The following is an 18254-nucleotide window of genomic DNA, read 5'->3' on the forward strand; positions in this document are numbered from 1 at the left end:
CTACGCAGAGATTATGCGTAAGCCGCAATTTCCTGCTCACGTAACCTGTTGCACAGTGCCACCCATTGCCATGATTGCACTTTACCTTCTGTACGTCGGCCAAATAACGTCATTGTGGTATTACCATGACTGTCAAAAAATTCAATTGAGTGAACTTCTGTAGCACCGCTATCCGTTGGCTTTTTAACCACAAATGCTCGACTAAACTGGTCGGTTAGCAGGTGTAAATTAAAGCCATTATCAAGGACGTTATACCATTTACCTACTTGTTTTAAGTGCTGTAATTTACCTGAGTAAATTTGTACTGCGCCATGGTTATTAACAAAAATCATTAACTCACTTTGTTGATCACGAACGGTTTCAAACACCTCGGTCAAGCAATCAGGCGATACTTCTTGCGCCCATTGCTTTCCTGCTATTTCCAGTCCTTGTGTGCGACTAACGGCGAATTTAGTTAATAAGGCTGGAAATTGATGTACATCTTGTAAATTTTTCCACCCTTCCCGAAAGCCTTGAATATCTATCTCGGGCAGCGGTTTATATTCATTAACAGTAATCTCTGGCGCTAGAATAACTAACTCGGTGCTTTGCTTTGCCGATTTATAACGCGTTACTAACTGCTCAAATGCTGCCATATCTGTTTGCTCTGTAGTAAACACTTTATGGACTGCAGTGCCATGCTGATCAAAAAACTGGATGCTGCTGTACTTAGGGTTAGTCTGTACAGCAAATGCGCTATGCCATTTAGAGATAAATAAGCGTAAATCTATGCCACCGGGATTAATAGCAATAGCTGTTTTAATGCCATTGCGTTCTGAGCAATAGATTTTTTCATAGCAACCTGAGATTTCGCTTACTATATGGGCGCTACGAGTCAGTGCCATAACATGTTGCAGCTTTTTAAACCCTTTTAAAATACCTTCAAGGTGTGTGATATTAAGTTGTGTAACACCATCACCAACCTGCGCAGCAATTAATTGTGCTTCCGTTATTTGTAATTGCTTTGCGGCATCAACGGCACGAATAGTTGGTTCTTGCATTAATAACTGGCGGTAATTTTTTAATATATTCATAGTATGCTCCTAGGCTATGAGCAGACTCATAGCCAAGTTATTAAAATTTAAAGCTCAATTGTGTTTTGATATTGCGGCCCACGCCGTAATCACCAATTGCACCGCCGGTGCCTGCCATCACTTGGTATTCTTTATCAAATAAGTTATCGACAGCTAAACGAGCATTCCAGTTGTCATTAATATCCCAGCTCGCATTCAGGCCCACTAAGGTATAACTGGCTTGTTCGGTTTCTTGATATGAACTGCTAGCACTGTCATACGCAAGAAGCGTTCGAGCAGCAACATCTTGAATGCTAATGCCAGTTCTCAACGCATCATCAAAAAACATCAACTCGCCACTAACTGACAGCTTGTTTGCCGGTAAGTACCAAAGCGGCTCACCGTTTTTGTCTTCGCCTGAAATCTCACTGTATGAAATATTCACGTAACCCACTCTGTGGGCATAGTTCACCTCTAGTTCAAAGCCATCACGATCATTTTCACCACTGTTGTTATAACGTGGTGCTGGGGCTGGGTTGGTCACTGAGCTTGTGTTTGACTGTATTTCGTCATCAACCTGAGTATCAAAATAAATGACACGGCCAGTTAATGAATCAACGTCTGAAAACACATTGCGAGTTTGATAGCTCATACCAATTTCTTGGTTTTGGCTATTTTCGGTTTCTAACTCAAGATTTGGATTACGACTATTGTACAAGTCGTATAATTCATCAATTAATGGCGCTCTAAAACCTTCTTGATAGCTGGCAAACAAGGCAAATTGCTCTGTGAATTGATAATTGGCAGTAAACGCTGGGACGACTTTTGAATGCTCTACTTTTGTGTCTAATTCTGGGTAACGACTATCAAACATTTCTGTCGGCGTAGTACGGTACTTTTCGTATCTAACTCCACCAGTTAACGTTAATGCCTGCCATGTAAATTCATCTTGAATGTACACACCAAGACGTTTTTGTTCGCCACCAGGTTGCGACCCCATTTCGCTATACGTCAGGTCGCTTGCGTACTCTAAACACGCGTATGTTTGCGGATTGTATTCTACACACGGATAGCTTTGCTTCTCACCTAGGCGCTCTTTATTTGAGTATTGCACCCCATAAGTGAGCGCATGCATACCCAGCACGCTAGTATTCATAATATCTAGGGTGTTTATATTGTACTCGTAGTGAGATTCAACACCAATGTAATCCTCAAGCATTCCTTGGCCATCGCTTTCGGTAACATGGCTTTGGGTATTCCCTAGCCGTACCGTTAAATCAACGTATGGGTTATTGGCGGGGTTTAATTCATAGCTCAGGTTAGTCACTGATTGCTTAACAACACGGTATACCGTCCCCCATGCACCGGGATCGGTAGTATTAAATTCAGTACGCTGAGCATCTTCACTTTGCGTGTACGACAACCCAAATAACGAATTTTCCGTTAAGTAATATTCGCCTTTGAGCAAGATAGATTCTGCTTCGATCGCCGAGTTTTCAAGTGTTTGTCCATTTGAAAGTTCAAAATCATCACTTTCACGTTTTACATACGATGCCAATAAATCCAGTGACTCTGTCGGGCGAGCATAAGCGTATACAGTGCCATTATTTTCATTATTGTTACCATGATGGCCTAACTTAACTTTAGCCCCTGCAGTTTGCTCGGGTGCTAAAAAATCGCTGGCATCTTTGAGTTCCATTTCGACCACACCACCGAGTGCTCCACCACCATGTAGTACAGTACTTGGACCACGTTTAATGCTTACTGAGCGGTAGAGCTCTGCATCACCGAAGAAACTCCCCATACGGTATTTTTCAAATGTTTGAATGGCGCCATCAACGCTCACTAAAACATCTTCGGCGTCGTTAAAACCACGGACACTAAATTTTTGTCCGCCACTGCGAGGCCCACCAGTGGCTGTTACATTAGGGACTGCTATTAAACTATCGAATACAGTGGTTGATAAAAGCTGCTCAATGTTCTCACTGGTGATCACATTGACGGCTTGTGCAGAGTTTAGCGCGGTTTTCTGTGTTCGCGTGGCCGTCACTGTAATTGCATCAAGTGATGTTGTGAGTAGAGGTTGATCGGCTGAGGTTGTTTCGGCCATAACAGGTAATGATACACTGGCAAGGCATAGAGCCAGTTTTGAAAGGCGCATGTGTCGCTCCATATAGTATTTTAATTATAAAAATACGCTTGGTTTAGCCCCTACATCACCAATGCGTACCAACTTTAAGCAACGGCACTATAGCAAAAACAATATTAAATGATAATCATTTTTATTCGTCTTCTATTAATATATTTGCAATTTTATGATCTTCTTTAGAAAGTGCCGCCAATAACTTAACCAAGTCACCACTGGGAACTTGTTGATCAATAGCAAGATAAACACCTTGTTGGGATTTTTTTTCGCGTAAGGCGTCTACCACTTCATTAAGAGAGCCAAATGGCTGCTTTGCTAAAGCATAAATAAGCTGTTGATCAGTGTATTTAACACTCAGCACGATTGCTTTTTGTTGCTCAAGTGGAGCTTGGTTATCACTACCCACTTCAGGGAGCGCCACGTCCAACATTTCTAATTTAACTGCAGCGGTTAGCAGTAAAAATACTAATAATATAAACAATACATCTATTAATGCTGTCAGATCAGGCATTAGCGGGCTGTTACTGGGTTTTTGTGGTAACTCAAGCATTAGCAGCTTCATCAAAACATAGTTGGTAATTTAGGTGGTTAATGATCCGAGTTAAATCGGTTTGCATTCGTTCTAATACGGTATTAAATACGCCACTTAGCAATAAACATGGGATCGCTATCATAAGTCCTGCCATCGTAGAGTACATAGCTTCCCATAGCCCATCAGCAAGTAATGCTGGAGTTACCGCTTGCTGAGTTTGCGCTATTTTTCTAAACATCAGCACTAACCCCCACACGGTACCCAACAGCCCCATTAATGGGCTTAACGTACCTAATAGGCTTAATATAGTTAGCCTTTTACGCCAGCTTGCTAAACAATCTTGTAGGTATAATTGGCACCACTGTTCACGCTGCTCTGGTTGCGTCTTTTTCTGCAACTGTTGGTTAAAGTCGCTGTTCTGCTGTTTTATTTGTTGTAAATGCACCCAACCCAAACTAAATGAGGTAATACGCTCCAGTACAATGGCTAAAGCCAATACTGATACCCCAAATAATGGCCAGGCCATTATGCCTACAGCAGTAAATAGATCTTGCATATTTTTCTCTCTTTTATTGATGCGCTATGAACGCAAAGAAAACTCTATCGGCACACTAAAACGTGCTTTTACGCTATGATTAGCACGCATTACGGGGTGAAACTGCCACAATGATGCATTGCTCAATGCTGCTTTATCCAGCTCGGTGAAACCGCTACTTTTTAACACTCTCAAATTAGTTATTAGGCCATGCTCATCCAGCTCAATTTGCAATATTGTTACCCCTTGATAACCGCGTCGTTTAGCTCGCAATGGATAATTAAGCGCAGGTCGTGGGGCTTTAAATAGCGGTAATGTCTGTACTTCAACAATTTGATTTTTTAATGAGTGCTGCGCTGCAATCACAGGCGCACTTGAAGCCGGCGCTGGTTTCACTACTTGCTGTTGTTCAGGAGCTACTTTAGTGACTTGATCTGATACTTTTGCTCGTTTGGTTATTTCAGGTTCTTTTGGTAGCGGTTTTGGCTTTGGCTCTGTTACTGGCGCTAACTTGGTAACATGAGGCTGGTTTGATTCTGCCTTCATACGTACTTTTTTCGCATTAAACTGTGTACTGGGCGTGTCTTGGCTCTCGATTATCGGCTTTGGCTTACGTGCCACTTGCTGCGGGGCGTATGGCTGTGAGGTAATGATCTTTACCGCTATCCGTTGTGCAGGCTGAGTCTGGTTAAATTGCATCTGCAAAAAAGCCAGTGGATGATACAACAACCACGCTAAATGGCAGCCAATAGATAGTATAAGGAAAATAATAATTTTCATATCTTTTAAATGCAAATGCGAACTGTTAATATTTACATTAAATAATATCAACATTGGAATAGTTATGAAACCCCTCTGCACTTTTTTAATTACGACTACGCTTATTGTCAGCTCATTTTTTAGTGCTGCAGCGCAACTTGATGGCCCACAACGTGTTGTGGTTTCGGGAGGTTCAATCACAGAGATCATTTATGCGCTGGATGAACAGCAACGTATCATTGGGGTAGATAGCACCAGCGTCTATCCAGCCTCAGCCACAGAAAAACCACAAATCGGTTACGTGCGCAGAATAAGCGCCGAGGGTATCTTGTCGTTAAACCCTGATTTAGTGCTGGGTGAATCAGACACTGGCCCTAAAAAAGTTGTCGAACAATTAAAACAAACAGGTATTAATTTACAAATTTTAGATGCGCACGATAATTTCTTAGGCATTGAAAACAAGATTAAAAAAATTGCCCAGCTATTAAACGTGCCAACTAAAGGAGAGCAGTTAGCGCAATCATTACAAATTGACCGTAATGCGCTTGCCTATCTCCTTCAGCAGGCCAGTACTAAACCTAAGGTGTTGTTTGTGCTTAGCGTGCGCAGTGGTCAGCCTATTGTTGCTGGGGCTGATACATCTGCGAATGAACTGATCAGCGCGGCAGGTGGTATTAACTTAGCTGCATCAGAAATCACTAATTGGAAGCCACTGTCGAGTGAAGCGGCATCAGCGCTCAATCCTGACGTAATTATCACGATGGGCCGCCATGGTGATGATCCACTGCCTAAAATAGAAAAGCTCGCCCATTTTAAATATTCAAACGCTGTCAAAAATGGCCAAGTTTATAGCTTTGACGGCAGTTACTTACTGGGCATGGGCCCGCGTACACCGCAAGCAGTTGTTGAATTAGCTCATACGTTTTACCCGCAAGCACAGTTACCGTCAGGCTATCAATTTCGGTTTTTACAAACGGCCCAAAACGTGACTAAAAAGCAAGGCGAACTGTAACTATGTTGGCACTTGGTAGTACTTTAATCACTCAACAACAGCAGCGCCGCTTTGCCATCCCCGCGTTATTTATTGCCTGTATTGTGATGTTCTTTATTGCGTTGAGTAAAGGTGGAGTCACAATCAGCATTAGTGAAATTATTGCGATTATTAATCAAACCGCTGAAGATCAACTTAAACACGCCATTATTTGGCAAATACGTTTACCGCGTATTGTGCTCGCCATGATAGTAGGAGCAGGTTTAGCGGCATGTGGGGCTGCTATGCAGGCAATATTTAGAAATCCACTAGCAGATCCCGGATTAATTGGTGTATCAAGTGGTGCCGCGCTTGGCGCTGTAGCTACTATCGTACTCGGTACTAGCATATTTGCTAATTTTAGTGACAGTTTTGGTATTTATGCCGTGCCTGTTGGCGCCTTTTTAGGGTGTATTGGTGTCTGTGTATTTATTTATCGTCTAAGTGCACACAGTGGTCAATTTACTATTATTAGTTTATTACTCGCTGGTATTGCTGTAAACGCAATTGTCGGTTCATTGATTGGTGTTTTAACTTTAATAAGCAATGATCAACAATTACGTGATTTAACATTTTGGAGTATGGGCTCACTGGCAGGTAATCACTTTACGATGATGACACCTACTCTGTGTATTATCATCGCTTGCTGTATCGGTTTACTCCGCTTAGCAAAACCACTTAATTTATATTTATTAGGTGAAGCACAAGCAAAGCATTTAGGTATTAATGTCACTAAATTAAAAAAGCAGGTGTTTATTTACACTGCTCTTTGTACCGGCGCGGCTGTAGCCATTACCGGGATCATTGGTTTTGTAGGCTTTATTGTGCCGCATATTGTGCGTTTAATATTAGGCCCGGATCACCGCTATTTAATGCCTGCCAGCATTCTAGGTGGCGCATTAATGCTCGGGTTAGCTGATTTATTTGCCCGCACAGTAATACTCCCTGCAGAAGTGCCAATAGGCCTGATCACTAGCGCCATTGGCGGGCCATTCTTTTTAATCATGTTATTAAAAACTTACCAACAACGAGGATAAGTCATGTTAACGGGCAACCAACTTAGTGCCACTGTAGGCCAGAAAGTGCTGTTAGATAATGTTGATTTTGTTGTAAAACCCTATGAAGTGGTGGTGATCATCGGTCCTAACGGCGCAGGTAAATCGTCACTCCTCAAAGCGCTATGTGGTGATATTCCTTTATCACATGGGACTGTGAGTATAAATCAACGCGCTTTAGCAGAGTATACAATCACAGAGCTTGCTACGCTCAGGGCAGTATTGACACAAAATTATGAATTAGACTTTCCATTTACCGTTAATGAAGTTGTTGATATGGCTCACTTTGCACATCAAGAGCAGCAAAGTTCGTTAGCATTAAAGCGATTTTCTCATAATGCTATGCAAGCTTTGGGGATTAGTCATTTAGCGCAGCAGTGTTTTACTCGACTGTCTGGCGGGGAAAAACAGCGTACCCAACTTGCTCGGGTGCTATGTCAATTACAACCGAGTTTAGTTAATCAACAAAGTGCTTATTTACTTATTGATGAGCCAACCTCCAGCTTGGATTTATATCATCAGTATGAGGTAATGAACCAAGCACGCTTGGTTGCCGAGCAAGGAGCGGGAGTAGTCGCTGTTGTGCATGATTTATCCCTTGCAGCAAGTTTTGCTGATCGGATTTATATGCTTAATGAAGGGCGCGTTGTCGCTGCGGGTTCGCCACAACAAGTACTCACTCAGGCACGCTTAAATGAAGTGTATAAAATTGACGCTAAATTACAAACGAACTTAGACAATGTATTGCCACATATCATCATCACTAAACAGGTAAGTTAGCTGGAAAACCTAAGTGTAGAGTTAATTATTCAAGCCTGTAGCTACTTGGTATCACTGTAGGCTTGGTACTTTTTAAACTGCACAATTCATCTTTGACTGTGTAATACATTGTTGTTGGGCTTGCTCTTCGCTATCCCCCCCTATACAAAAGTCTAGCCGAATGACTTTATGTTCAAGCGCAGCTTGTTGTCCTTCTGCAACTTGCCAGTGCCAACTTTTCAGTAATTTCTTAGTTTCTTTTGCTAAACCTCGACTTGGCACCGCTGCCATTAGTTCAATGTTATTCATATCACCATGTTGATCAACGTCAAAACTGTAAACCACACACCCCCTTACGCCACTTTTCGCAAGCGCGATAGGATACTTAGGAGTATTTTGGTTAGCACGTACCCACACTGTATGATTTTTTAATGGCTTTAGTGGCGTAACTTGTACATCAGCATAAATTGTTTTTGCTACCGTCAGTGGGCTTACTAATAGTATAGTAAAGCTAAGCCACCTAGTGAATATTTTTTAATCATTATCAATCCTTTATATGAAAACCAATATAAGGTACTTACTATTCTAACAAAAAGCGATGACTAACAGCTTGCTTAAAAGGAATAAATTATTACAATAAGGCAACTTTAATTGAAATAATAATAACTATGTTGCCCAATCATTGCCAAACAATATTAAATAAATTACCAAGCCATCGCCTGCTTGCTCTAGACGTACTGCGGGGGATCACAATCGCCGCGATGATTTTAGTTAATAACCCCGGAAGTTGGTCATACATGTACTGGCCGCTTAAACATGCGCATTGGCATGGCCTTACACCGACTGATTTAATTTTCCCATTTTTTATTTTTATTGTTGGGATATCGATCACACTATCAGTATCTGCAATGCGTGCAAAAGGCGTAAGTCAATACAGTATACTAAAATCAGGTATGATACGAACAGTAAAGCTAATTGCATTAGGCTGGTTCTTGGCACTGTTTTATTATAATTTTCGCGATCCTAATTTTAGCTGGGTAGATGAGCGGTTATTAGGTATCAGAGTGATGGGTGTGTTGCAGCGAATTGGCCTAGTTTATATTATCGCATTAACTTGTTATCTTTATTTAAAACCAAAGCATATTACTTTTACCTTTGTTAGCTTACTAACCGGTTACAGTGCCTTGATGATGTATACACCTTACTCATTGCCTAATGGTGAAATAGTGCAAGGACTTTGGTTATACGGCAATAATCTCAGTGCTTGGTTTGATAATCTATTGCTCGGAGCTAAACATGTTTATTATGGCAACGCGCAACCATTTGCTTTTGATCCAGAAGGCCTACTTTCAACATTACCAGCCATTGCTACAGCGTTATCAGGGGTACTCTGCGGATGCTATTTAAGGGCTGAGAAAAATCTTAATAAACAAATCAAAGTATTTATCATTGTGGCAATGGTAGCCATTATTTGCGGGTACTCACTTTCATCTATAACCCCTATAAACAAGGCTCTATGGACTCCTAGTTATGTAATGATAAGCTCAGGACTGGCGATGTTATGCTATGCGCTCTGTAGTTATATTCTCGATATCCGTAAAATTCGCTTATGGAGTGCGCCATTCTTAGTATTTGGCGCAAATGCGATTTTATTCTTTATGTTTGCCGGTGTAAGTGCGCGTATTCTTATTATGATCCCCATTGGCGACAGTAACTTAAAAGGCGTTATTTATACAAATTTGCTACAGCCTATGATGGGTAATTACTTAGGCTCATTTGCTTTTTCGCTGTTGTTTTTACTTATCTCATATTTAGTCATGTTTGCATGCTATAAACGCGGCATCTTTTGGAAAGTATAAGCCTCTCTAGGAGGCTTCTTGACTCACTTTATCTAACAAATACAGTACTGATTGATAATTCACGCCACTATGTTGAGTTAAACCAATTTCACAGCTGCGACTATTAGAGATCCCCATATCACAATTTGCAGGTACTTGGCTGCTTAATGTTTTTAATGCATTGGCATTAAGCTCTGGTAAGTTAAAGCCTTTGTCACCGGCAAAACCACAGCATTCTATATCCGCTGGAATGATCACTTTATTACTGCATGTCTTAGCAACATCAACAAGCAGTTGCTCACTACCTCGGCGTTTACTGCTACAAGTAACGTGTAACATCACAGGCTCTGATTGCGCTGTTACGGTGAGTTTAGGAAGTAAGTATTGATATGCAAATTCTGCGCTTTCAAGCACAGTTAAACCACGCTGTTGCGCAACTATCGAGGTGGTGAGGGCACATGGGCTTGCGTCAAAAATAATCGGATAACGACCATTTTCAGACAGTTGCTCTGCAACTGCTAATAACTGCTCTGCTTTGCTAGACGCTTGTTCGGGTAGCCCTTTGCTGGCAAATGGCATACCACAACATAGTTCATTAACTTGCGCAGGTAGTAATAGCTCAATCCCTGCCTTATTAGCTAAACTGTGCATAACTTGCATGATTGAGCGTTGATCTTTCGCAGTTTCATCTGCTGCGAAAACACGACTGGCACAACTGGGCAAGTAGACGACTTTATCAAGCTGCGAGGGGGTTATATTGTTACGATTGATTGGCTGTTCACCTCGCGGCCAAGCTGAATAGTACAGGGGAGTACCCAGCAGCTTGTTAGCTGGTTTACTTAAATTACGCAGCATTGGCGCACCAACTATTTTACGTATTGCAGCCATACTGGTTAAGCCAAAGCGTGCAGTACTAGCTAGTACTGCAAAGTGTTTTACCGCAAAATTGGCAACATGGTGTGCCATTTTATTATTCGTTAACTGCGTTGCTCGTAACGACTTAATAAATTCGCCAGTGTTAATCCCAACTGGGCACTTCATGCCGCATAATCCGGTCGCCGCGCAACTATCGATGCCTAAATACTGAAAATCATTTTCAATACTTTTTAACTGCCGATTAAGTTGCTGCTTAGCGCTTAGATCATCGGTTTTCGCTAATGTATTCACTAACTCTGTACGACGTCGCCATAAAGTGATCCGCTGGCGTGGAGTAAGTGTTAATCCTTTTGATGGGCACACGGTTTCGCAAAAACCACATTCAATACATTTATCGATGATGTCGTCACTACTGGGCATAGTTTTCAAATGCTGAATATGACAATTCTCATCCGCATTGATGATCACCCCAGGGTTTAAAATATGCTCTTTATCAAATAATTGCTTTATACGCTGCATTATAGCAAAACCATCAGCGCCCCACTCTGTCGCAACAAACGGTGCCATGTTACGTCCAGTGCCGTGCTCTGCTTTTAGTGAGCCATTAAGTTCAACAGCAACCAACTGCGATACATCCTGCATAAATTGTTCATACCGTGCTACCTGCGCGGGAGTGTCAAAGGCTTGAGTAAATACAAAGTGCAAGTTTCCGGCGAGGGCATGGCCAAAAATAATCGCTTCATCGTAGCCATATTGATCAAATAATTGATGCAGTGCATGCACGCCTTGCGCTAACACATCCAGCTCAAACGCAACATCTTCAATAATCACCGTGGTGCCATTTTCACGCACCGCGCCCACGGCCGGAAATGTGCCTTTTCGAATATTCCACAATAAGGCATTGCGTTTCACATCCGTTGAAAACGCCATTGTTGCTAATTGATGGGTGCTAAATTCGGCTACTAATTCATCAACTTGTTGTTGCAAATTAACTAACTTAGCAGCATTTTCAGCGCGTACTTCAATGAGTAATGCCGCGCTCTCCGCCGGATAGCTGTGTACTTCTTTAGGCATAATGTCATGGTGAGCAACCGATACTAGCGAGCGCTTATCCAGTAGTTCAACAGCCGCAACATCTAAGTCAGCAAGTTGCTTTACCAACTCACAGACTTGGCTTATATCATCAAAAATGATAAACGCACTGCTTTTATGGGCATGTTCTACGACGGTATGATAGGTAATATCGGCGATAAACCCGAGCGTTCCTTCGGAGCCAATCATTAAATGTTTTATAATTTCAATGGGATCTTGGTAATCAATTAACGCATTTAAGCCATAACCCGTAGTATTTTTTAACCGGTATTTATGCGCAATACGCTGCGCTAACTGAGGATTATTAGTGACCTGCTGGGCTAGGTCGACAATGTCTCTAATAAATTGCTGATGGGTTTGTAAAAAATTATTACGACTTTGCTCACAACGGGTATCGAGCACACTTCCGTCAGCGAAGATTAAGGTCATGTCTTTTACTGTGTGGTAACTGTTTTGAGCTACTCCGCAACACATACCTGAAGAGTTGTTAGCTGCCATTCCGGCAATTTTACAACTATTGATGGAGGCGGGATCAGGGCCAATTTTGCGACCAAATGGCGCTAATAACTGATTAACTCGAGCGCCTATAATTGCAGGTTCTAAGCGGATGCTGTGACCTTGGTTTTCAATTTCATAGCCTGACCATGAATCAGCGAGCAGTACTAAAACTGAGTCTGTAATCGCTTGGCCCGACAAGCTAGTACCGGCAGCACGAAATGTAATCGGGATTTTATATGACGCAGCGGCACTAATAACCTGTTGCGCTTGTTGTTGATCAGCAACCAGCACGATTAACTTTGGTACTAAGCGGTAAAAACTGGCATCAGTACCAAAAGCATAGCGCCTAGCGTAATCTTCAATAAATGCAGATGCTGGCAGCTTTTCACTGAGTTGTTGTTGAAATAGTGTCAATGCCGTTGCCATTGCTTCGCCCCTTTGCATACAAGTTAGTTGACTCACTTGGCGACCCACCAAGTAACATGGAATATATTATTACTTGAAACATGGGCGAATTACCATTAATAAAAAAACATATAAGCGTGTTTTTCTATCTTAATAACGATTAATTCTTAATAATTACGTAGGGATCAAGCAATACTGTAATTCGTCTGTGGTTTTTGCAGTTTAGAAAAAAAACCGTTAGGGTGATAAAAATAAGTTGTCTTTTAGTCCGAAATGGCATTACCATCAGGAATAAAATATTCACAATCAAAATAAGCAATTCAGCTTTGGAGCCTACTGTGTTAAATAAGTTTGCCATATCATCAATTATCTTTGGATTAGGGTGTTTATTACCAATGAAATCGACCTTTGCAGCGACAAATTTAACTCTAGAGCAACAGCTTGGCCAAAAGCTGATGCTCGATTTTCGTTATTATTGTGAGCAAGATTCACAGCAGAAATGCCGTCAGGCTGTTACAGAGTTGCCAGCAGATTTAGCCAAAGTGATCACTAAACACAATATTGGTGGTGTTATCTTATTTGCAGAAAATATTGATAGTATTTCGCAAGTCGTAAAATTAAATAATGCTATGCAACAAGCTGCTGCAAAATCAAGCTTAGGTGCCCCACTGTTCATTTCAATTGACCAAGAAGGTGGACGTGTTGCCCGTATTCCTCGCGATGTTGCAACGTCATTCACAGGTAATATGTCTATTGGGGCAAGTTATAAAGTACACGGCACCAAGTTTGCTACTGAGTCGGCTCAAGTAATTGCTGATGAGCTAAAAGCGCTCGGCGTTAATGTAAATTACGCCCCCACAGTAGACGTTAATATGAACCCTGATAATCCAGTGATTAATGTCCGTTCATATGGCGAAGATCCAACACTCGTGAGCATTTTAGGCGGTGCTCAAGTCGCTGGGTTTGAAGGCAACGGCGTAATTACGTCACTCAAGCATTTTCCTGGACACGGCGACACAAACGTCGATAGTCATACCGGCTTGCCAAAAGTAATGCATGATAAAGAAACCATCTGGGCAAAAGATTTACCGCCATTTCAGCGCATTATTAAAGAACAAAACCCAGGTATGATCATGACTGCGCATATTCAATACCCAGCGCTTGATAGCAGCACCTTTGTGAGCAAAGATGGCAAGACCATGATAAAACCTGCCACTATGTCACATAAAATCATCACTGAGTTATTACGAGATGAAATGGGTTATCAAGGTGTCGTGATCACAGATGCACTCGACATGGCTGGTATTAGCCACTTTTTTGAGCCTATCGAAGCGGTTGTTAATACCTTTGCGGCGGGTGTCGATATTGCACTAATGCCAATTGAAATTCGCAGCCCAAAAGATTTAGTGGTACTTGATCAACTTATAGCTCGCTTAGTCAGCGAAGTCAAAAAAGGTAATTTAAACGCCGACGACGTCGCCACATCGGCGCAGCGCATCATTAATTTAAAAAGTAAGTTTAAATTAACAACTGAGCTTAACGAGTCACTTGCAATGCAAAAAGCGCAACTAATTCTCGGTGATGAAAGTCATCGAAAAATAGAAGCTGAGCTTGCCCTCGCAGCGATTACAGAGGTTAAAAATGACAAGCGGACTTTACCAATAAAGCTAAGTGCAAATAGTAAAGTGCATATCATTATGCCTGATACCCGCAAGTGTATCGCACTACAGCAAGCACTTTTAGCAAACTCGCAGCACCCAATTTCATTTAGCTGTACAAGCTTGCAAGGGTTTGAACCTATTGCAACCTTAAAAGCAATTAATGATGCTGATATTATTATCGCTGGCAATGCTTCACCAAATCAAAGTGCGGTTGAAGTAGGCGGTATGGATGATCTGTCAGACAACCCAAGCTTCGCGATTGCCAAAGCAGAGCAAGGCCCTGCACTTGAGAGGTTACTAAAGCAGGCACAACTGGCTGATAAGAAAACCATTTTCGTAAGCTTGCGGGCACCGTATGATATTGCCACATTTGGCCAATATGCAGATGCAATTTTAGCAACTTATGCGTATAACATAGATGTTGATAATAGTGTTAAAGTAGCAGGGCCAGCTTTTACAGCTCTTGCTAAAGTACTAGTTGGTGAGAAGCCAGCACAAGGTACTTTGCCTGTTACTGTTAATGGCATAAATAACAACTAAAGTTTACGAGGATACTATGCAACATAACGCATCACTTACTACGCCTTACGCTATTCGAAATATGATCCGGAACGAAGATTACACCGGTCATACATCTGGGTTTGTTCCCGGCTTTGTGCAGGCTAATTTAGTGATTCTGCCAAAGCAGTATGCTTTTGATTTTTTACAGTTTTGCCAAGCAAATAAAAAGTCATGCCCGATCGTAGCAAGCAGCCGGACGCCTGGGGCCACAAGTATTCCTAATGTTGCTCATGATTTAGACATTCGAACGGATTTACCGCGCTATCGTATTTTTAAAAATGGTCAACTAATTGAAGAAGTGACCAATATTAAAGAACAATGGCGTGATGATTTGGTCACCTTTTTAATTGGTTGTTCATTCTCATTCGAAGAACCATTAAAAGCGGCTGGCATAGAAATACGTAATATCACTGAACATAAAAATGTCCCTATGTACATGACGAACATTCCCTGTGAAAGTGCCGGTATTTTCCATTCAAACATGGTGGTCAGTATGCGCCCGATGAAACCTGCAGACGCTATTCGTGCAATTCAAATATGCAGCCGCTTTCCTGATGTACACGGTGCACCAGTCCACTTTGGTGATCCTGCCGCGATCGGCATTAAAGATATAAACCGTCCTAACTTTGGTGAATCTGTAACAATTAAAGACGGCGAAGTACCGGTTTTTTGGGCCTGCGGTGTCACCCCTCAAATAGCCATAGCAAATGCAGCCCCCGATTTTTGTATTACGCATAGTCCTGGGCACATGTTGATCACAGATATTCAAAATGCACATATATCAGCTTTTTAAACGGAAACAATAATGAAGCTTAATTGTGATTTAGGTGAAAGTTTTGGTGTATGGCAGATGGGCCTCGACACTGAAGTAATGCCCCACATTGATATGGCCAATATCGCCTGTGGCTTTCATGGTGGTGATAGCGATGTCATGGCCAGTACGTTGCGACTTGCCAAACAGCATAACGTAATGATTGGCGCTCACCCAAGCTACCCAGATAAACAAGGCTTTGGCCGCCGCTCTATGGCATTGTCAGCTCAAGAACTAACCAATTGTTTGCACTATCAAATAGCCGCACTTGAAGGTATGGCAAGAGTACAAGGGCTTAGTTTAGAATACGTAAAGCCACATGGCGCCCTGTACAACGATATGATGCTTGATGAAACACTATTAACCACTGTGATGCAAGCAATTGCCTGTTACCCAAGTACATTAAAATTGATGATACTTGCCACTGCAAACGCTAAGCAGCATCAACAGTTAGCAAAGCAATATCAACTGGATTTAATTTTAGAAGCATTTGCTGATCGCCAATACACTGATGATGGCCTGCTAGTTTCACGCAGTCTCGCGGGCAGTGTTCATGACAAGCCCGGGTTGATAGCACAGGTTAAACAATTACTTACCACAGGTTGCGTCACAACTCGTTCAGGTAAACAGTTACCATTGCATGCCGATAGTTTATGCGTACACGGCGATAATGCTGCAGGTATTGCCCTCATTCAAGAGATAAAAACACTATGCCACGCCCGCTAAGTGATGAACAATTAAGTAAAACAATTGAAACCATGATGGTTGAGCAAAATTTGCGCGGCATGCAAAATCTCTACGTACATCAGCAAACGGGTACTTATTTACGTGCGGCTAAATCCTTATTTGCAGCTAGTAATACCATACTCATAGGCACTGGATTTGCGGTAAAGCAAACCTTCGAAACTGATGGTCCGGTTGGCGCAATAGCTTTATACAATGCACTTAAAGCGCTTGGTAAACACCCCATATTAGTATGTGGCAACCCCCTTTACAGCGCGTTAAAAGCTGACTTTAACTGCTTTGAATTACCACTAAATAATATTGTCGATGCCATGAGCTTTAGCCAAAAAGCGCTGGCTGAATTAAAGCCAGACTGCGTACTTTCAATCGAACGGCCAGGGCTGTGCCACGATAATAAATATTACAACATGCGTGGTATTGATATTTCAAACGATTGCGGTTGCTTTGATTTTTTTATTACACAAGCCCAGTGCCCTACTATTGCAATTGGTGATGGCGGTAATGAAATTGGTATGGGCAACTTATCTCAGTATATGAGTGAGCTGAGCATCACTGCCAGCCTAACATGTTGTGATGAGTTATTATTGGCTGATGTATCAAACTGGGCGGCCTACGGCATTATTGCATTCTTAAGTCGCTGGCATAACCAAGATTTACTCGCTGAAGTTGATACTTTAGCGATCTTACAATATTTAAGTGAACGTGGCAGTGTCGACGGTGTCACTCATAAAAACGAATTAACCGAAGATGGTTTACATGCGATGCATGGCCAACAACTCATCGCTAGACTCCGTCAGCTTAGCGGTGTTGCCAATCAGAATGAGGATTTACAATGAGCACGGTGTATTTAAACGGCGATTATATGAGTGCTGAGCACGCAAAAATATCACCTATGGATAGAGGTTTTTTATTTGGTGATGGTATTTACGAGGTGATCCCTGCCTACAATGGCAAGATGCTCGGTTTTGCGGCGCATATAGAACGCATGAATAACGGTTTAAATGAAATTGAAATTAAGCTCGATTACAGCACTGATACCTGGCGTGAAATCTGCCAGCAACTGTGCGAAAAAAACCACGGTGATAACCTCGGTATTTATTTACATGTTAGCCGCGGTGCAGATAATAAACGTGCTCATGCTTATCCTAATGACATAACACCGACTGTATTTGCTTACGCATTTGAAATTCCTCCACAGCCTGTGAGCGACATAGACAATGCTAAAACCTATACGGTGTCTGTAGAGCAAGATAAGCGCTGGCAGCGTTGCCACATAAAATCAACCGCTTTGCTTGGCAATGTTATTCACTATCAACATGGGGCGGCAGCAGGTAACAATGAAACTATATTATATAACCGCTTAGATGAACTTACCGAAGCAAGCTCAAGCAATGTGTTTATCGTCAAAGACGGGATAATAAGCACCCCACCATTAGATAATCAGATTTTACCCGGTATTACGCGCTGGTTAATCATTAATATTCTAAACAGCCACAGTGATTTTAAAGTACAAGAGCGCATTATCAGTAAACAAGAGTTGTTTGCAGCTGATGAAGTATGGATCACCAGCGCCACAAAAGAAGTGGGTCCTGTTGTAAAACTTGATGGCCAACTCGTTGCTGATGGTAAGCCAGGGCAGATTTGGCAACAAGTGCAAAGCTTATTTACAAAACATAAATTTGATTATTAATAGCTAGCGATAAGCGATAAGCGATAAGCGATAAGCGATAAGCGATAAGCGATAAGCGATAAGCGATAAGCGATAAGCGATAACTATAAAAGCCGTGTTTGTTAAGTCAACACGGCTTTTAAAATATAATTAAATTTTCGCTTGCTTAAGCTGATACGAGCACACTTCTATTTACGGATAAACCCGTTAAACATCATTTTCTGATGAAAC

The 18254-nt window shown here is 41.8% G+C and carries 16 protein-coding genes; 9 read left to right on the forward strand and 7 right to left on the reverse strand.

Annotated features, from left to right (window positions below; all coding sequences use genetic code 11):
* Positions 1-11 precede the first annotated feature (11 nt).
* The 5 genes from PHAL_RS0100625 to PHAL_RS0100645 form a co-directional block, all read right to left on the reverse strand.
* Complete coding sequence (locus PHAL_RS0100625; protein ID WP_016706457.1) at positions 12-1073, reverse strand: hemin-degrading factor; 1062 nt, start codon at positions 1071-1073, stop codon at positions 12-14.
* Between the two features lie 40 nt (positions 1074-1113).
* Entirely contained in the window at positions 1114-3213 is a 2100-nt protein-coding gene (locus PHAL_RS0100630; protein ID WP_016706458.1) for a TonB-dependent receptor domain-containing protein, read from the reverse strand.
* Positions 3214-3334: 121 nt separating this feature from the next.
* Complete coding sequence (locus PHAL_RS0100635; protein ID WP_016706459.1) at positions 3335-3748, reverse strand: biopolymer transporter ExbD; 414 nt, start codon at positions 3746-3748, stop codon at positions 3335-3337.
* Positions 3741-4286, reverse strand: a complete 546-nt coding sequence (locus tag PHAL_RS0100640; protein WP_016706460.1) for a MotA/TolQ/ExbB proton channel family protein — start codon at positions 4284-4286, stop codon at positions 3741-3743. The genes PHAL_RS0100635 and PHAL_RS0100640 overlap by 8 nt, the downstream gene beginning before the upstream one ends.
* A gap of 24 nt (positions 4287-4310) precedes the next feature.
* Positions 4311-4964: an energy transducer TonB gene (locus PHAL_RS0100645; RefSeq protein ID WP_158217497.1), complete on the reverse strand. Its 654-nt coding sequence runs from the start codon at positions 4962-4964 to the stop codon at positions 4311-4313.
* A gap of 145 nt (positions 4965-5109) precedes the next feature.
* On the opposite strand from PHAL_RS0100645, the gene PHAL_RS0100650 reads away from it, so the two are divergent.
* The 3 genes from PHAL_RS0100650 to PHAL_RS0100660 are packed head-to-tail and all read left to right on the forward strand — an operon-like array spanning position 5110 to position 7889.
* Positions 5110-6036, forward strand: a complete 927-nt coding sequence (locus PHAL_RS0100650; protein ID WP_016706462.1) for a heme/hemin ABC transporter substrate-binding protein — start codon at positions 5110-5112, stop codon at positions 6034-6036.
* 2 nt (positions 6037-6038) lie between these two features.
* On the forward strand, positions 6039-7091 hold the full coding sequence (locus tag PHAL_RS0100655; RefSeq protein WP_016706463.1) for a FecCD family ABC transporter permease: 1053 nt from the start codon (positions 6039-6041) through the stop codon (positions 7089-7091).
* A gap of 3 nt (positions 7092-7094) precedes the next feature.
* Positions 7095-7889 (forward strand): heme ABC transporter ATP-binding protein, encoded by a 795-nt coding sequence (locus tag PHAL_RS0100660; RefSeq protein WP_016706464.1) that lies wholly within the window; start codon positions 7095-7097, stop codon positions 7887-7889.
* Between the two features lie 72 nt (positions 7890-7961).
* Here PHAL_RS0100660 and PHAL_RS23710 read toward each other — a convergent pair whose 3' ends face one another.
* Positions 7962-8285: an energy transducer TonB gene (locus PHAL_RS23710; protein WP_158217498.1), complete on the reverse strand. Its 324-nt coding sequence runs from the start codon at positions 8283-8285 to the stop codon at positions 7962-7964.
* Between the two features lie 251 nt (positions 8286-8536).
* Here PHAL_RS23710 and PHAL_RS0100670 point away from each other — a divergent pair, with 251 nt between their 5' ends.
* Positions 8537-9727 (forward strand): acyltransferase family protein, encoded by a 1191-nt coding sequence (locus PHAL_RS0100670; RefSeq protein WP_016706466.1) that lies wholly within the window; start codon positions 8537-8539, stop codon positions 9725-9727.
* A gap of 6 nt (positions 9728-9733) precedes the next feature.
* Here PHAL_RS0100670 and PHAL_RS0100675 read toward each other — a convergent pair whose 3' ends face one another.
* Positions 9734-12598: an FAD-binding and (Fe-S)-binding domain-containing protein gene (locus PHAL_RS0100675; RefSeq protein WP_016706467.1), complete on the reverse strand. Its 2865-nt coding sequence runs from the start codon at positions 12596-12598 to the stop codon at positions 9734-9736.
* Positions 12599-12972: 374 nt separating this feature from the next.
* Here PHAL_RS0100675 and PHAL_RS0100680 point away from each other — a divergent pair, with 374 nt between their 5' ends.
* Genes PHAL_RS0100680 through PHAL_RS0100700 form a run of 5 tightly spaced genes read left to right on the forward strand, consistent with a single transcriptional unit; the run spans position 12973 to position 18044 of the window.
* Positions 12973-14778 (forward strand): glycoside hydrolase family 3 protein, encoded by a 1806-nt coding sequence (locus PHAL_RS0100680; protein ID WP_029215958.1) that lies wholly within the window; start codon positions 12973-12975, stop codon positions 14776-14778.
* Between the two features lie 16 nt (positions 14779-14794).
* Positions 14795-15592 (forward strand): putative hydro-lyase, encoded by a 798-nt coding sequence (locus PHAL_RS0100685; protein ID WP_016706469.1) that lies wholly within the window; start codon positions 14795-14797, stop codon positions 15590-15592.
* A 12-nt stretch (positions 15593-15604) separates the two neighbouring features.
* Positions 15605-16336 carry a 5-oxoprolinase subunit PxpA gene (locus PHAL_RS0100690; RefSeq protein WP_016706470.1) on the forward strand — a complete coding sequence of 244 codons (732 nt, stop codon included), beginning with the start codon at positions 15605-15607 and terminating at the stop codon, positions 16334-16336.
* Positions 16321-17190 (forward strand): glutamate cyclase domain-containing protein, encoded by an 870-nt coding sequence (locus PHAL_RS0100695; RefSeq protein ID WP_016706471.1) that lies wholly within the window; start codon positions 16321-16323, stop codon positions 17188-17190. Before PHAL_RS0100690 ends, PHAL_RS0100695 begins: the two co-directional genes overlap by 16 nt.
* Positions 17187-18044: an aminotransferase class IV gene (locus tag PHAL_RS0100700; RefSeq protein WP_016706472.1), complete on the forward strand. Its 858-nt coding sequence runs from the start codon at positions 17187-17189 to the stop codon at positions 18042-18044. Before PHAL_RS0100695 ends, PHAL_RS0100700 begins: the two co-directional genes overlap by 4 nt.
* The last annotated feature ends 210 nt before the right edge of the window (positions 18045-18254 follow it).

It is taken from the genome of Pseudoalteromonas haloplanktis ATCC 14393, from assembly GCF_000238355.1.
Lineage (GTDB): Bacteria > Pseudomonadota > Gammaproteobacteria > Enterobacterales > Alteromonadaceae > Pseudoalteromonas > Pseudoalteromonas haloplanktis.

Excerpts from the sequence above, each read along its gene's own strand:
- PHAL_RS0100640 (WP_016706460.1), bottom strand. The coding sequence starts at position 4,286 with ATGCAAGATCTATTTACTGCTGTAGGCATAATGGCCTGGCCATTATTT.
- PHAL_RS0100695 (WP_016706471.1), top strand. The coding sequence starts at position 16,321 with ATGCCACGCCCGCTAAGTGATGAACAATTAAGTAAAACAATTGAAACC.
- PHAL_RS0100635 (WP_016706459.1), bottom strand. The coding sequence starts at position 3,748 with ATGCTTGAGTTACCACAAAAACCCAGTAACAGCCCGCTAATGCCTGAT.
- PHAL_RS0100650 (WP_016706462.1), top strand. The coding sequence starts at position 5,110 with ATGAAACCCCTCTGCACTTTTTTAATTACGACTACGCTTATTGTCAGC.
- PHAL_RS0100660 (WP_016706464.1), top strand. The coding sequence starts at position 7,095 with ATGTTAACGGGCAACCAACTTAGTGCCACTGTAGGCCAGAAAGTGCTG.
- PHAL_RS0100645 (WP_158217497.1), bottom strand. The coding sequence starts at position 4,964 with ATGCAATTTAACCAGACTCAGCCTGCACAACGGATAGCGGTAAAGATC.
- PHAL_RS0100685 (WP_016706469.1), top strand. The coding sequence starts at position 14,795 with ATGCAACATAACGCATCACTTACTACGCCTTACGCTATTCGAAATATG.
- PHAL_RS0100670 (WP_016706466.1), top strand. The coding sequence starts at position 8,537 with ATGTTGCCCAATCATTGCCAAACAATATTAAATAAATTACCAAGCCAT.
- PHAL_RS0100700 (WP_016706472.1), top strand. The coding sequence starts at position 17,187 with ATGAGCACGGTGTATTTAAACGGCGATTATATGAGTGCTGAGCACGCA.
- PHAL_RS0100655 (WP_016706463.1), top strand. The coding sequence starts at position 6,039 with ATGTTGGCACTTGGTAGTACTTTAATCACTCAACAACAGCAGCGCCGC.
- PHAL_RS0100675 (WP_016706467.1), bottom strand. The coding sequence starts at position 12,598 with ATGGCAACGGCATTGACACTATTTCAACAACAACTCAGTGAAAAGCTG.
- PHAL_RS0100630 (WP_016706458.1), bottom strand. The coding sequence starts at position 3,213 with ATGCGCCTTTCAAAACTGGCTCTATGCCTTGCCAGTGTATCATTACCT.
- PHAL_RS0100690 (WP_016706470.1), top strand. The coding sequence starts at position 15,605 with ATGAAGCTTAATTGTGATTTAGGTGAAAGTTTTGGTGTATGGCAGATG.
- PHAL_RS0100680 (WP_029215958.1), top strand. The coding sequence starts at position 12,973 with ATGAAATCGACCTTTGCAGCGACAAATTTAACTCTAGAGCAACAGCTT.
- PHAL_RS0100625 (WP_016706457.1), bottom strand. The coding sequence starts at position 1,073 with ATGAATATATTAAAAAATTACCGCCAGTTATTAATGCAAGAACCAACT.